We start from the raw sequence: 13,900 nt of genomic DNA on the forward strand, positions 1-13,900 counted from the left end.
ACACTCCCCGGAACCCGCCTCGGTTACCGAGGGGCACCCACCTTCGGGTGCACGATCAGATCCCTGATGGCCATCGCACCGCGCCCGACCGGGGCGGCGACCCGCCCTTCCCGGTCGATCAGAACCGCGGACGGTGTTCCGCGGATGCGATAGCGCAGCGCCACCTCGTTTCCCTGCTGGACCAGGACCGGGATCTCACCAAGCTGCTGCTTGGCGCCCCATGCGGCATGTTCCGCCGGGTCGCCGTTGCCGACCGTGACGAGGGTGAGCGAGTCCGCGACCCTGCGCTGCCAGCGCGGCAGCTCCCTGGCCAGCGCCGCGCACATCTCGCAGCCCGGGTGCACGAAGACGAGCAGGACGCCGCGGCCGCCGGCCAGCAGGTCGGCCAGCGTCACCGCGGCCGCACCGGGAGCGGCCGGGCGCAGCTCGAATTCCGGCGCCACCGCACCGGCGGGCAAACCCTCGGCACCGAGCGTGGTCAGCGCCTGTTCATCCAGCCTGCGGCGCACCGCGAGCAGCTCACCGGCGAGCCACAGCAGCACCGCGGCGAGCAGCGCGAAGAGCGTGAGCCCGAAGGTGTTGTCCGCGGGCAGGATCGCGGGGACCTCGGGGTAGCGCATCGCGCCCGCCAGCACCGTTGCCGCGAGCGCGAGCAGGATCGTATTGCGGAGCAGCGTGATCCGGCCGATGGGGCGCTCGCTCGCGCCGAAGCAGGCGCAGGCCGGGCGCTTCCCGGCGTGCAGCAGCCGCAGCACCGCGCCGGTGAAGACCAGCAGGACCAGCATCGCCACGGCCGCCGCGAGCCCGGCGAGCGGCCGGATCAGCACCCCGGCCGCGATCGCCGCCTCCAGCCAGGGCAATCCGGCCGCGACGGCGGGGACGGGGCGCACCGGTACCCCGAACTCTCCCACCGCCTTCCGCGTCGCCGCGGCGTCCAGGAATTTCCCGGCCGCGGCGAGCCCGAACACCATGCCGAGCAGCAACCGCGACACCCACACCCCGTATTCGATCAGCATGGAGGAACCCAACCACACCGCGCGACGTTGGCCGGGAGGTTGCGGAGAACCGCTCAGGATTCCCGGGTTCGGGTGGCGGCGAGGACGGCGGCGAGGGTGAGCAGGCAGCCGATCAAGGCTGCGGCGGAGAGGCCGGGGCCGGTGAGGACGTCGAGGAGGACGGCGGCGGTGAGCTGGCCCGCCACCGAGGTGAGGCCGAGCAGGAGGACGCCGATCCAGCGGACGGTGAAGGCGGCGACGGCGATGAAGACCACGCCGATGAGGCCGCCGAGGTAGAGCCAGGGTTCGGGCGGCGGGGCCGCGGGCAGGCCGCGTATCGCCATGACCGCCGCCGCGACCGGGACCAGTAAAACCAGTCCGACCACGAAGTTCACCAGCGCGGCGGCGGCGGGGCCGCCCACCGCGCCGACGCGTCCGTTCACCGCCTGCTGCCAGGCCAGCCCGATCCCGGCCAGCGCGGGGAGCAGCACCAGCAGCACCGGCGGGACGTCCGGCAGCAGCGATACCGCGCCCGCGGGCGCGCCGTGCTGCCCGAAGGCCGCGAGCGCGACGGCGCCGATGCCGAGTACCGCGCCGGCGAGCCGCCGCGGGGTCACCGGGGTGCGGCCGCTCGGCGCGATCCCGAGCCGGTCGACGACCAGGCTGCTGATGAGTTGCCCGGCCACCGCCGCGGTGGTGAAGGCGGTGACGCCGATGGCGGCGACGGTGAGCCCCTGCCCGGCCACGAAGAAGGCTCCGCAGAGGCCGCCGAGCAGCTGCCAGGGGCGCAGCGACCGGTCGGCGACCGCGGCGCGCACCCGGCGCAGCCCGGCGCGCACCCGGCGGTCGAACAGCGCCGCGAGCAGCAGCGCCACCAGCCCGACCAGGAAGCTCACCGTGGCGGCGGCGATGCCGTCCTGCAGCCGGGCGCCGAGCGCGCCGTTGATCCTGGCCTGCACGGCGACCCCGGCGCCGATCCCGAAGCCGAGCAGCACCCCGATGCGCGTGCGTCCGGTCATCCACGGCACGCTACCGCCGGGGCGGCAGCCAGCGCGGGGTGACCACCGCGATGCCGAGCACCGCGAGCCCGAGCAGCGCCATGGTGGCGGCCAGCGAGAGCACCGCCGTCGCCAGCGCGACGAAGCCGAATACCGCGAGCGCCACCACCTCGGAGAGCAGGCCGGAGACCGAGGTGACGGTGGCGCGGGCCGGGCCGTCGATCGCCTCCTGCAGCCGGGCGTCGGCGACCACCTCGGCATTCACCCCGATGCCGTACCCGACGGCGATGGCGAGGAACCCGGCGATCATCGCCACCGCGCCGCCCGCACCGCCGGTCAGTACCGCGCCGAGGGCGAGCAGCAGCGCGCCCGCGCCGACGAGCGCGCCGAGCAGCCGGCCGGAGCGGTTCTCGGTGCGCCCCGCCGCCAGCGAGCCGAGCAGCGAGCCGACCACCGTCACCCCGACCAGCAGCGGGATCACCGCGGTGGCCGCGCCGCCCGCCTCGGCGAGCAGCCCGAAGTACTCGTCGTACGAGGTGATCCCGTACAGCGCCGCCCCGAGCAGCACGCCGCGCCGCACCTTCCGATGCGTGAGCGCCTCGCCGATCCCGCTGCGCAGCATGGCGATCCAGCGCTCGCCGACTCCCGTCGGCCCCGGCTCCGCACCGGCGGCCGGGACCGCCGCGGCGGCCCGCGCGCCGAGCCGCTTCCCATCGCCGCCGGAGGTGTGAGTGGCGGGCGCTACCGGCTCGCCCGGCTCAGATGGTCCGGCAGGCACTACCGACTCGGCCGGCTCGGTTAGTTCGGTAGGCACCAAAGGCCCGCCCGGCACGTCTCGCTCGGCGGGCACTCCAGACTCCGCAGGCACTCCAGACTCCGCGGGCACGACGGACTCGGTGAGTACGTCCCCCTCGGCGGGCACCCCGCGCGCGGCGGCCGCGATCTCTTCCCCGTCCTCGGGCACGTCCCCGACCCCGACCACCCGCGGTGCGGCGGGCAACGCGCAGGCCGCGAGCGTGTGCACCGCGGCGAGCCCGGTACTCACCCAGCCGACCAGCGCGTACCCACCCCACGCGTACAGCGGCGCCGCCGCGAGGATCGCGATGACGACGGCGAACTCCCCCGCCGCCCTGGTCCGCCCGAGCACGACCGGATACCGCGAGGCCGCCCCGAACGCGGTGAGCTCGTCGTAGAGCAGCGCCTCGAAGGTCCCCGAGGAGAGCGCCCCCGCCGCACCCCACAGCACGAACCCGAGCGCGAACCCGGGATACCCCGGCCACACCGTCCAGACCCCGAACCCGGCCACCAGCAGCAAACCACTCAGCACGAGCAGCGCGCGCCGCGAGTAGGCATCGGCCCAGGCCCCGGAGGGCACCTCGAGCAGGAACGCCGTCCCCGACCAGAGCGCGAGCAGCGAGGAGATCTGCGCGGTGCTCAGCCCGTGGTCGGCGAAGAGCAGCGCGTACAGCGCGTAATACGGCACGAAATCGCGGGTGCCGGTGTAGAGCACCGCGCGGAGCGCGAGCCCCGCCTCGGTGCGGCCGCGCTCAGCGCGGCGGAGCGCAACTCAACAGGCGTAGATCAGCAGGTGCATGCGCCCATCCTGCGCCCCGCCCGGTACCGGGTCAACGGTATTTCGCTCAGCCGAGCGGAAGCCACCCGTCGGCGGTCTCGTGCGTGTCGTCGTCGCCGGTGCGCGGCGGTGCGGCCGGCTCGGCGGTGAGCTCGGCCCGCCCGGCGTTCAGGTCGGTGATCAGCTCGGCGACCGGGTGCGAATCGCTGTAGTGGTACCCCTGCGCCAGCGCGAAGCCGAGCTCGGTGAGCACCGCGGCCTGGTACTCGGTCTCCACCCCCTCGGCGATCACCTGCAGGTCGAGCGCGCTGCTCAGCGCCGCGATCACGCCGAGCAGCGGCGGCGCGGGCGAATCCGAGCGGATGGCGGCCACGAAGGACTGGTCCACCTTGATGATGTCGCTGGGCAGCGTGGCCAGCCGGCTCAGCGAGGAGTACCCGGTGCCGAAGTCGTCGATGGCGATCCGGACCCCGCGCTCGCGCAGCGTGTGCAGGTTGGCGATGGCCGTCTGCGATTCGGCCGCGAGCTCGCTCTCGGTCACCTCGAGCACCAGCTGGTCGGCGGGCCAGCCGGTGCTCTCCAGGATCCCGGCCACCCGGTCGGCGTACTCGGTCTCGGCCAGCTCCAGCCCGCTGACATTGACATTCAGCGTCAGGTCGAGCTGGGCGAAGGTCTCCTGCAGCCGGGCCGCGTCGGCGCAGGCCTTGCGCAGCACCAGCTCGTCCAGATCGGAGATGAGGTTGAACTCCTCGGCGACCCGGATCAGCCCCTCGGTGGTGACATCCGGCTGGGCCGCGGGCGACCAGCGCAGCAGCGCCTCCACGCCGACCGCCTTCCCGCCGCCCTCGGTCAGGCTGACGATCGGCTGGTAGTGCACGTCGAGCGCGCCGTTGTCGATGGCCTCGCGCAGCTCGACCGCGAGCGGCTGCTGCCGCGAGGATTCCAGCACGGTCCGGTTCCGGCCGCTCTGCTTGGCCCGGTACAGCCCGACGTCCGCGCGGCTCACCAGCAGCGAGCCGGACTCCCCCGGCTGCCACGAGGTGACGCCGGCCGAGCAACCGGTGGTGACGGCGGCGCGCAGCCGCTCGGTGAGCAGGATGGCCGCCTGCTCGGTGGTGTTCGGCAGCAGCAGCGCGAAGGCGTCGCCGCCGTAGCGGGCCAGCCGCTGGTCCGGGGCGAGCAGCTCGGTCCAGGCGTCGGCGACGCGCTGCAGCACGGCGTCGCCTGCCCGGTGCCCGAGGTGGTCGTTGATCTTGCGGAAGCGGTCCAGGTCGACCAGGACCAGCGCCAGGCTCTGCCCGGTGCGCCCGGCGTGCTCGATGGCGACGTTCAGCAGCCGGTCGAAGCCGCGCCGGTTGAGCAGCCCGGTCAGGGTGTCGATATCGGCCTCGGAGGCCATCCTGGTCAGGATGCCGACCACCACGCCGACGCCGAAGGTCACGCCCGCCGGGATCACCCCGGACCAGCCGGGGAGATCCCGGGTCGGCAGCGCCCACAAACACATCACCATGGCGAAGCCGATGTGCGTGACCGCGAGCGGCCAGGCGAAGAAGAGCGCCGCGTCGCAGGCGACGAAGACATAGAAGGCGGCGAGGCTGATCGCGCCGACGGTGTTCGGGAACGAGTGCACCGCCACCGTCACCAGCACGGTCGCGATGGCGACGTAGGCGTGGTGCACGTTGTGCGGCATCCGCGGACCCCAGCCGAGCAGGCTCAGCCCGAGTAGCAGCGCGACCGCCGCCGCGCTGCCGACCAGCACCCGGTTGCCCTCGTCGCCCGGCGCGATCGCGGTGAGCAGCAGCCCGAGGGCTCCGCCCATGACATAGAAGGCGCCGGTGGTCCTGGACATGACCATGGCCGTCGCCAGCGCAGACGCGGCCCGCACCCGGGTTCGGGTATCGCCGCGAGACCCGATTCCTCGCACGAGAACAGGGTAGAGGCAACCCACCGGTGCCACAGCCCGATCACCGTTTTCAGGCCCCGGCGAACTCCCGGCTACCGCGACGTCATGCCGATGTCCGGGTTTGCGGCGCCAGCACCTCGGTACCCACGAACGGCACCAGCGCGGCCGGCACCCGCACCGAGCCATCCGCGAGCTGGTTGTTCTCCAGGATCGCGACGATCCAGCGGGTGGTCGCGAGTGTCCCGTTCAGGGTGGCCGCGATCTGCGGTTTCCCGTCCGCGTCGCGGTACCGCACGGAGAGCCTGCGGCCCTGGAAGGTGGTGCAGTTCGAGGTGGAGGTGAGCTCCCGGTACGCGCCCTGGGTGGGCACCCAGGCCTCGCAGTCGAACTTGCGCGCGGCCGAGCTGCCCAGGTCGCCCGCGGCGACGTCGATGATCCGGTAGGGCACCTCGATGGCGGCCAGCATCTCGCGCTCCCAGGCCAGCAGCCGCCGGTGCTCGGCATCGGCCTCGGCCGGGTCGCAGTAGACGAACATCTCGATCTTGTCGAACTGGTGCACCCGGATGATGCCCCTGGTGTCCTTGCCGTAGCTGCCCGCCTCCCGGCGGAAACAGGACGACCAGCCCGCGTACCGCTTCGGCCCCGCGCTCAGGTCGATGATCTCGCCCGAGTGGTAGCCGGCCAGCGGCACCTCGGAGGTGCCGACCAGGTAGAGGTCGTCCTCCTCCAGGTGGTACACCTCGGCCGAGTGCTGCCCGAGGAACCCGGTTCCCGCCATGATCTCCGGGCGGACCAGCACCGGCGGGATCATCATGGTGAAGCCGTTCGCCACCGCCCGCTGCGCGGCCAGCTGCAACAGCCCGAGCTGCAGCAGCGCGCCGTACCCGGTGAGGAAGTAGAACCGGGCGCCGGAGACCTTGGCCCCGCGCTCCATGTCGATCAGCCCGAGCGCCTCGCCGAGCTCCAGGTGGTCCTTGGGCTCGAAGCCGAACTCCGGCGGAGTGCCGACGGTCTCCAGCACGACGTAGTCGTCCTCGCCGCCCGCGGGCGCGCCTTCCTGGACCACATTGGAGAGCGCCCGCTGCGCGGTGTCCAGCGCGGCGTCGGCCGCGTGCTGATCCACCTCGGCCGCCTTGACCTGGGCGGACATCTCCTGCGCGCGGGCGAGCAGCGCGGGGCGCTCGTCCTTGCTCGCCTTGCCGACCAGCTTGCCCATGGCCTTGTGCTCGGCCCGCAGGTTGTCCGCCTTCGCCACCGCGGAGCGGCGCGCGGAGTCGGCCTCGAGCAGCGCGTCGACGAGCGCCGGGTCCTCGCCGCGGGCGCGCTGGGAGGCCCGGACGACGTCGGAATTCTCCCGCAAGAATCGGAGGTCGATCATGGGCGACCAGCGTAATCGACCCCGCTGAACCCCCGCCGATACACCCGAACGTGGCACACCGCGCGATGGCGCTGCCATGATGGATCGCGATGTCTCCCGACGAGCCGAACCCCCGCGACCGCGCCACCGGAAAAAAGGGCGCGGGCGAGCCGCCGCGCGCGGGCAGGCGCGGACTGCACCTGTCCGCCCCCACGCTGCGCTGGGGGCTGCTCGCGGTCGCGGTCGGCGCGGTCGCCGCCGCCCTGGTGACGCTCTTCGTCACCGGCTTCGACAACGAGACCGGGCTGGAGGCGCACAACCCCGCCGCCCCGGCGGGCGTGCGCGACGCCGCCTTCGGCACCGCGGCCGCCGGCGACTGCCTGACCTGGAGCACCACCGACCGCAGCGACCTGGTGAAGGTGAGCTGCGACGGCAAGCACCTGTTCGAGGTGGCCGCCGAGGTGGACATGAGCCGCTACCCGGGCCGCGAGTTCGCCCCCGGCTCCCGCTTCCCGGACTCGCTGCGCCTGACCGAGCTCAAGGAGGAGCACTGCGTGCCCGCGGTGCAGAAGTACATGGACGGGCGGTTCGATCCGCGCGGGCGGTATGTGGTCGGGCTCATGTACCCGAGCGCGGACGGCTGGCAGGCCGGCGACCGCACGCTGCGCTGCGGGCTGCAGGTGGCGGCCGCCACCGGGACGCCGACCACGTCGGGCAGCGCCGCCGCGCAGGACCAGTCCCGGGTCTACCAGCCCGGCGTCTGCCTCGGCATCAACCAGAATCTGCCGTCCGACCCGGTCGACTGCGCCCAGCAGCACGCCGTCGAGATCGTCTCCACCATCGACCTCGGCGCGCACTTCACCAGCGGGCTGCCGAGCAAGGACGACCAGGACAAGTTCATGGAGCAGGAGTGCACCCGCACCTCGACGGACTACCTGGGCAGCCCGGACGCCATCCGGAACAAGACGCTCACCCTCTTCTTCGACTACCTGGACGCGCGCAGCTGGCTGGCGGGCAGCCGCAAGCTGGACTGCATGATCGGAAAGGGCGCCGACCGCGAGGGTTTCGCGCCGATCCAGGGCTCGGCGCGCGGTGACATCCTGATCAACGGGCAGGCCCCGGTGCCGCCGCCGAACAGCGGCCGCTCCACCCCGGCCCCGCTGCCCGGCGCGGCCCCGCTGCCGCCGCAGCCGGCGCCGCGGTGACCGTCGCCATGCCCGCCGCCCGGTTCGAGGAACTGGTCGGCGACGCACTGGATCTCGTCCCGGCGGAGCTGGCCCGTGCCATCGATAACGTGGTCGTGCTGATCGAGCCACGCAATCCGGAAGACCCGCATCTGCTCGGGCTCTACCACGGCATCGCGCTCACCGAGCGGGACAGCCACTACGGCGGCTCGCTGCCGGACACCATCACCATCTACCGGGACGCCATCCTGGATATCTGCTCCGCCGAGGCCGAGGTGGTCGAGGAGGTGGCGGTCACCGTGATCCACGAGATCGCGCACTACTTCGGCATCGACGACGCGCGGCTGCACGAGCTCGGCTGGGGTTGAGTTTTCCCGGAGCGAACGCGCGGAAGTGCGTTAGTCTCAGGGAACTCGAGGACTCGAGGGAACCGATGGTGTCGCCGTCGCGTCCTAGAACTCGTAGGGGGAATTCTCGTGGTTCCGCCCCATAGCCACTAGAAGGAGTCGAGTCATGGTTGGCCACGTACTCATGTCGCCGGAGGCCGTGCTTCTGGCCGCGGCGGAGCTCGATCTGCTCGCCGAGCGGCTGGCGGCAGCCGCCACCGTCACCGCGCCCGCCACCCACGTGCTGCCGTCCGGCACCGAGGAGGTCTCGCTGCTCGCGGCGAACCACTTCAACAGCGCCGCGGCCACCCACGACCACGCGGTCGCGCAGGGCATCCTCGAGCTGCACCACGCGGCCGCGGTGCTGCGCAGCCAGCTCGCCGCCCAGGTCGGCGCGGACGTCGTCCAGGCCGCCGCGCTCGGCGCGATCGGCGCCTGATCCGCGAGCGAATTCGAACAGGGGAGAAACGAGAATGACCGCAGGGATCACCGGGGTTTTCTGGCTGCCGCGCATGGCCGAGGCGAATTCGATCGCGCTGAACGCGGGCGCGCACGCCGTTCCCATCTCCGCCGCGGCGACGGCGTGGGGCGCGCTCACCGGGGTGTGGGTGGACGCGACCGCCACCGTCGCGCGGGTGATGGCCGAGCTCGGCGTCGGGATGCAGGGCATCAACGGCATCGCCGCGCTCTCCCGGCTCACCGGCTTCATGGGCTGGGCCGAGCAGCAGGGCGTGATGGCGGCCGCCATGGCCACCAAGACGGCGGCCAACGCCACCGCGTACACCGTCGCCTCGCTGGCCATGCCGAGCCTGCCGGAGATCGTCGCCGTGAACGCGGCGGTGGTCGCCTCGGCGAACCCGCCCGGCGCGCTCTCCGGCGCCTTCGAGGTGGCCGAAGTCGCCAAGAATGCCATGGATATCCGCGCTGCCCTGGTCATGGAGACCTACGAGGCCGCCACCAGCGCGCTCGTCACGACCCCGGGTGAGTTCGCCCGGCCGCCCGCCATCGCCAACGGCGCGGGCACGGCCGACGGCGCCTCCGAGGAGGCGGCCGAGACGGCGTTCCAGGGCGATCCGATCCAGGGCGCGGTCGCCGCGGCCACCGCCTTCGCGCAGAACCCGGCCGTGGTCAGCGCCGCGACCCAGGCCGCCAATGTGGCCGGCTCGGTCGTCGGCACCGGCGTCACCACCGCGGGCAACCTCGGCGGCGCCGCCATCTCCGCGCTCACCGGCGCGGGCTCCACCGCCCCGGCGGCGCTCGCGCCGATGGGGCTCGGGGTGGCCGGTGCGGCGGGCGCCGCGGCCGCGAGCACCCGCTCGGCGGCGCTCTCCGGCGTCGGCGCGGGCGGCTCGGCGAACGGCAACGGCAAGCTCACCCTGCCCGAGGGCTGGGGCGCGGGCGCGGCGATCGGCGCGGGCATGCCCGTGGCCGCCGCGGTCGGTGACTCCGTGGTCGCCCGGGTGGACGGCGCGCCGGTGCGCACCGCCACCGGCGGGCAGAGCCCGCTGCTCGGCAATGCCCGCGGCACCGGCCAGGACGACGAGGGCGAGCACGACGCCGCGGATTACCTGCGCAGCGCCGAGCACTTCCACGACGGCCGCTGGGCCACCGACGGCGTGATCGGCGCGGACGCCGGCACCTCTCGGTGACGGTGCTCGGTGCGGGCCGCAATCCCGCGGCCCTCGAATCGGTAGTGCTCTCGCTCGACGAGATGCAGTTCCTCCTGGAGGAGCTGCAGATCGATGACGTGCCGGTCGTGCTCGACGCCATCGGCCGGTACGACAATGCCGCCGAGCACGATGCCGCGCTCGCCGCGGCCGCCGATTCGCTCACCGAGCGCGCCCTGCTGACCGACGGCGAGGTGCACCCGGAGCTCGCCGACCGGCTGCGCACGCTGAACCGCCCGCACTGGGTGGTGGCGCTGCGGCTGGTGGTGGAGGGCCGGGTGAGCAGGCTCTGCCTCGCGAAGGGCGACGATCTGGTGACCGTCGCCCTCCGCGGGCCGAACTCCTACGTCCTGGACGAGGTGGCCGAGGATCTGTCCGCCCCGCTGCTGGCCGCGCTCGGCCCGGCCGAGCCGCTCGACCTCACCGGCATGAACGCCTACACCGACGATCTGGTGCCGATCTTCGGCGAGCTCGGCGATGCCGCGGCCACCGCGCGGCGGCTCGCCGCCGTCGGCACCCCGGATCGGGACGCGCAGGCGCTGGCCTCGGCGCTGGTGCACCTGGAGGCGCACGCGGAGATCGTCGGGGTGGCCTACCGCGACGGCACCCGCGAGTACGCCGACAACCACATCGCCGTCTTCGACACCCGCAACGGCCGCTTCCTGGCCACCGCCAGCCGGGCCGACGACGGCAGCAAGTGGACCTCGCTGAGCAGCGGCACCCCGGCCCGGCTGCGCGCCGCGCTGCTCGACCTGGTCAACGGCCTGCCGGAGCGCGACGAGTTCCCGGTCCGGTAGAAGTCAGCCCATCGGGTCGTCCTGTCGCGGCTCGGTATCCGGGCCGAAGGGCGGGGTGAAGCGACCCCAGCGGAGCAGCTCCCAGCCGCGGTCCGGCCGCGGCAGCAGCTCGATGGTCTCGGTGTTGTCCAGGTGGTTGTTGGTGGTGAAGGGCGGCCGGATATCGGTGAGCACCCGGGCCAGCAGCCGCATGGCGGCGCCGTGGATCACCAGCAGCACATCGCCGTCGGCGCCGTCGGTGAACCAGGTCTGCCGCAGCTGCTCGACCACCGGGAGGAAGCGGGCGAGCACCTCGTACCCCGACTCCCCGCCCGGCGGGCGGCGGTTCAGCTCACCGTCGTGCCAGGCGTGGTAGATCTCCTGGAAGAGGTCGTGCGCGGCGCGCGTGTTCTGCCCCTCCATATCGCCGACCTGCACCTCGTAGGTGCCGTCGAGCACCTGGGCGGTCACCCCGGTGGCCTCCTCGATATAGCTCGCGGTCTGCCTGGCGCGCAGCGCGGCCGAGCAGTACAGCGCGCGCGGCGGCGCGGCCAGCGCGGCGCCGAGCGTCTTCGCCTGCGCCACCCCGCGTTCGGTGAGCGGGAGGCCGGGCACCCTGGTGTCCAGCAGCTTGGCGACGTTGCCCTCGGTCTCTCCGTGCCGGACCAGGATCAGTCGTGCGCTCAACGGTCCGCCACCCCCTTTCTCAGCTGGGAAAGCCACAGCGCGGCATCGGTATCCGGCGGCGGCGGCGTGCCCGGCTTGGCGAACGCGGGCCACGATCCGAGGAAGCGGATGCGGGGCGCCGAGCGGTGCAGCGCCTTGAGCGCCTCCGCCACCGCGCTGTCGTCGATGTGCCCGACGCAGTCCAGGTAGAAGCGGTAGGCGCCCATGCCGGTTCGGGTCGGCCGCGATTCGATCCGGGTGAGATCGATGCCGCGCGTGGAGAACTCGGCGAAGGCGCGCATGAGCGCGCCGGGTTCGTTGGTCAGCTCCAGCACCACCGAGGTGCGGTCGGCGCCGGTGGCGGGCGGAGCCGGGCGCGGCGCCGTCACCAGCACGAAGCGGGTGATGGCCTGGTCGTGGTCGGCCACCCCGGCGGCCAGCGTGGCCAGCCCGAGCCGCTCGCCGGCCAGGACGGTGGAGACGGCGGCATCGGCCCGGCCCGCCGCCACGTCCTCGGCGGCGGCCGCATTGGAGGTGGAGGTGTAGTAGGCGGCGTCCGGCAACTCGCGCGCCACCCATTCGCGCACCTGCCCGGCGGCCACCGGGTAGGCGGCGAGCAACCGCACGGCACCGCGCTCGGTGCCCGGCCTGGCCAGGATGCTGAAGGTGACCTCCAGCTCGGTCTCGGCCACGATCTGCAGCCGCGGGCCGAGCGCGAGGGAGTCGAGGGTGGCGGCGATCGAGCCCTCCACCGAGCTCTCGATCGGCACCACCGCGCCGGTCACCGCGCCGGCCCGGATCAGGTCCAGCGCGGCGCCCTGGCTCGGCGCGGCGACCCGCTCCACCTGCCCGTCGAAGGCGCCCGCCGATTCGAATCGGGCGAGCGCCATCTCGGTGAAGGTTCCGGATGGTCCGAAGTAGGCGATACGAGGCACGCCTATGACACTACTTGCGTCGCTCCGCACTCATCCCGCCGTTGCGCTGCCTTCGCCGCCCCTGCGAAGCAGCGCCGCCAGGCCGGCCGTCAGCTCGGCCGGGTTCGCCGCCTCGATCCACAGCAGTACGCCCCGCACCGCCTCGACGGCCTGCGGGTTCAGCCCGGTCAGGAAGGCGATGTCCGGGGTGGCGAGCGCGCGGCGAACATCCTCGCCGCAGAGCGCCGCCGCGGTCGCGGCGAGGATCGCCAGTGCCCGGCCGGCGTGCTCGGCGCGGGCGATGAAGCCGTCGGCGGTGTGTACCACCGTGCCGATGAGGTCGGCCAGTTCGGCGTCCGGGATCTCGGGGCCGAGCGCCCTGATCCCCGGTGGTATCGGACCCGGCTCACGGAACAGGCCATCGGTCAGGTTGCGCCGGGCGGGCGGCTGCAGCGACATGAGCACCGGCTCCCCGCCACCCGCCGGCACGGCACTGCCGCTCGGCGCGCCCGACTCCGGTACTGCGGCGCCCGGCGCGGCGGAGGACTCGGTCATCCGCTCACGGTAACCCCGCCCCGAGAGGCACGGGCGCGCGCTCCCGGCCGGGGCGGGAGGCCGCACCACCCGAATCGAGGCTCTTGCGCAAGATCGTCCACTCACTTAGCTTAGGGTAACCTAATTCTCGCCGAGCCGGGCGAGCGGGCACCAGGAGGACTTCATGCCGCACTCGACCCTCGCACCGTCGACCGCGGAGCGGGTGCGCAGCGCCTGCGCGCACGCCGAGCACGCGGTGCTCGCCATGCCGGGAATCGACCCCACCCCGGTCTCGGTGCACCACGTGCGCGAGTGCGGCGACGCGGTGATCGCGGTGCCGAGCGCCTCGGTGGCGGCGGTGCTGGTCGCCAACTCCGGCGGTGGCGGCGCGCCCGCGGTCCTCGAGCTCACCGATCACGCCCCCATCGTGGTCCGCGAGCCGGTGCGCGCCCTGGTCTGGCTGCGCGGCTGGGTGCGCGCGGTGCCGCTGCCCGCGCAGCGCGCGCTCGCCGCCGAGGTCGCCGAGGAGCTGCCGCACCCGATGCTGCTCGACGTCGGGCACGGCCTCACCCTGCTCCGCGTCGTGATCAAATCCGCCGTCGTGGCCGACGCCACCGGCGCCGAATCGGTCGACGTCGACGAGCTCCGCTCCGCCACCCCCGACCCCTTCTGCGCCATGGAGTCCGCCTGGCTCCAGCACATGGAGAGCGACCACGCCGACCTGGTCGCCATGATCGCCAGGCAGCTCCCGGCACACCTGCAGCGCGGCATCGTGCACCCGCTCGCCATCGACCGATACGGCCTCACCCTGCGCATCGAGGGCATGGACGGCGACCACGACTTCCGGCTTCCGTTCCGTACCCCGGCCGATGATGTGGAGGAGCTCAGCCGAGCCGTCCGCACCCTGGCAGGCTGCCCCTTCCTGAACGGGCTGCGGCGGATCTGAG

14 protein-coding genes are annotated in these 13,900 nt (G+C 73.4%); 6 read left to right on the forward strand and 8 right to left on the reverse strand.

Going from position 1 to position 13,900, the window contains the following annotated elements; all coding sequences use genetic code 11:
• Positions 1–23 precede the first annotated feature (23 nt).
• From AB0H71_RS08190 to serS, 5 genes are all read right to left on the reverse strand, one after another.
• A complete protein-coding gene (locus tag AB0H71_RS08190; RefSeq protein ID WP_357016531.1) occupies positions 24–1,016 on the reverse strand; it encodes a MauE/DoxX family redox-associated membrane protein in 993 nt (330 codons plus the stop codon).
• 53 nt (positions 1,017–1,069) lie between these two features.
• Entirely contained in the window at positions 1,070–2,014 is a 945-nt protein-coding gene (locus AB0H71_RS08195; RefSeq protein WP_357016533.1) for a DMT family transporter, read from the reverse strand.
• 10 nt (positions 2,015–2,024) lie between these two features.
• A complete protein-coding gene (locus tag AB0H71_RS08200) occupies positions 2,025–3,503 on the reverse strand; it encodes an MFS transporter (RefSeq protein WP_357016538.1) in 1,479 nt (492 codons plus the stop codon).
• Between the two features lie 130 nt (positions 3,504–3,633).
• Positions 3,634–5,451: an EAL domain-containing protein gene (locus AB0H71_RS08205; protein WP_357016540.1), complete on the reverse strand. Its 1,818-nt coding sequence runs from the start codon at positions 5,449–5,451 to the stop codon at positions 3,634–3,636.
• 121 nt (positions 5,452–5,572) lie between these two features.
• The gene (gene serS / locus AB0H71_RS08210) at positions 5,573–6,847 is read right to left on the reverse strand and encodes a serine--tRNA ligase (RefSeq protein ID WP_357016543.1); all 1,275 of its coding nucleotides are present in this window, start codon (positions 6,845–6,847) and stop codon (positions 5,573–5,575) included.
• Positions 6,848–6,936: 89 nt separating this feature from the next.
• Between serS and AB0H71_RS08215 the strand changes: the two genes are divergently transcribed.
• The 5 genes from AB0H71_RS08215 to AB0H71_RS08235 all read left to right on the forward strand — a co-directional run bounded on the left by AB0H71_RS08215 (position 6,937) and on the right by AB0H71_RS08235 (position 10,860).
• Positions 6,937–8,031 carry a septum formation family protein gene (locus AB0H71_RS08215; RefSeq protein WP_357016545.1) on the forward strand — a complete coding sequence of 365 codons (1,095 nt, stop codon included), beginning with the start codon at positions 6,937–6,939 and terminating at the stop codon, positions 8,029–8,031.
• Positions 8,028–8,378, forward strand: coding sequence for a metallopeptidase family protein (locus AB0H71_RS08220; RefSeq protein WP_357016548.1), 351 nt, complete (start codon positions 8,028–8,030; stop codon positions 8,376–8,378). Before AB0H71_RS08215 ends, AB0H71_RS08220 begins: the two co-directional genes overlap by 4 nt.
• 145 nt (positions 8,379–8,523) lie before the next feature.
• Positions 8,524–8,835: a PE domain-containing protein gene (locus AB0H71_RS08225; protein WP_357016550.1), complete on the forward strand. Its 312-nt coding sequence runs from the start codon at positions 8,524–8,526 to the stop codon at positions 8,833–8,835.
• A 34-nt stretch (positions 8,836–8,869) separates the two neighbouring features.
• Complete coding sequence (locus AB0H71_RS08230; RefSeq protein WP_357016553.1) at positions 8,870–10,045, forward strand: PPE domain-containing protein; 1,176 nt, start codon at positions 8,870–8,872, stop codon at positions 10,043–10,045.
• Positions 10,042–10,860, forward strand: coding sequence for an ESX secretion-associated protein EspG (locus AB0H71_RS08235; RefSeq protein WP_357016555.1), 819 nt, complete (start codon positions 10,042–10,044; stop codon positions 10,858–10,860). Before AB0H71_RS08230 ends, AB0H71_RS08235 begins: the two co-directional genes overlap by 4 nt.
• Before the next feature lie 3 nt (positions 10,861–10,863).
• Here the strand turns inward: AB0H71_RS08235 and AB0H71_RS08240 are convergent, their stop codons facing one another.
• From AB0H71_RS08240 to AB0H71_RS08250, 3 genes are read right to left on the reverse strand one after another with little or no spacing between them, the layout of a single operon-like run.
• On the reverse strand, positions 10,864–11,526 hold the full coding sequence (locus AB0H71_RS08240; protein ID WP_357016558.1) for a histidine phosphatase family protein: 663 nt from the start codon (positions 11,524–11,526) through the stop codon (positions 10,864–10,866).
• The gene (gene pheA / locus AB0H71_RS08245; RefSeq protein WP_357016561.1) at positions 11,523–12,440 is read right to left on the reverse strand and encodes a prephenate dehydratase; all 918 of its coding nucleotides are present in this window, start codon (positions 12,438–12,440) and stop codon (positions 11,523–11,525) included. Before pheA ends, AB0H71_RS08240 begins: the two co-directional genes overlap by 4 nt.
• 30 nt (positions 12,441–12,470) lie before the next feature.
• Positions 12,471–12,974: a hypothetical protein gene (locus AB0H71_RS08250; protein WP_357016564.1), complete on the reverse strand. Its 504-nt coding sequence runs from the start codon at positions 12,972–12,974 to the stop codon at positions 12,471–12,473.
• Between the two features lie 163 nt (positions 12,975–13,137).
• Here AB0H71_RS08250 and AB0H71_RS08255 point away from each other — a divergent pair, with 163 nt between their 5' ends.
• Positions 13,138–13,899 carry a DUF2470 domain-containing protein gene (locus tag AB0H71_RS08255; RefSeq protein WP_357016566.1) on the forward strand — a complete coding sequence of 254 codons (762 nt, stop codon included), beginning with the start codon at positions 13,138–13,140 and terminating at the stop codon, positions 13,897–13,899.
• Position 13,900: the final 1 nt, after the last annotated feature.

The sequence above is a fragment of the Nocardia sp. NPDC050697 genome (assembly GCF_040654395.1).
Classification (GTDB): Bacteria; Actinomycetota; Actinomycetes; order Mycobacteriales; family Mycobacteriaceae; genus Nocardia.

Coding starts and splice junctions, on each gene's coding strand:
- AB0H71_RS08190 (WP_357016531.1), bottom strand. CDS start 1,016: ATGCTGATCGAATACGGGGTGTGGGTGTCGCGGTTGCTGCTCGGCATG.
- AB0H71_RS08195 (WP_357016533.1), bottom strand. CDS start 2,014: ATGACCGGACGCACGCGCATCGGGGTGCTGCTCGGCTTCGGGATCGGC.
- serS (WP_357016543.1), bottom strand. CDS start 6,847: ATGATCGACCTCCGATTCTTGCGGGAGAATTCCGACGTCGTCCGGGCC.
- AB0H71_RS08215 (WP_357016545.1), top strand. CDS start 6,937: ATGTCTCCCGACGAGCCGAACCCCCGCGACCGCGCCACCGGAAAAAAG.
- AB0H71_RS08225 (WP_357016550.1), top strand. CDS start 8,524: ATGGTTGGCCACGTACTCATGTCGCCGGAGGCCGTGCTTCTGGCCGCG.
- AB0H71_RS08230 (WP_357016553.1), top strand. CDS start 8,870: ATGACCGCAGGGATCACCGGGGTTTTCTGGCTGCCGCGCATGGCCGAG.
- AB0H71_RS08250 (WP_357016564.1), bottom strand. CDS start 12,974: ATGACCGAGTCCTCCGCCGCGCCGGGCGCCGCAGTACCGGAGTCGGGC.
- AB0H71_RS08255 (WP_357016566.1), top strand. CDS start 13,138: ATGCCGCACTCGACCCTCGCACCGTCGACCGCGGAGCGGGTGCGCAGC.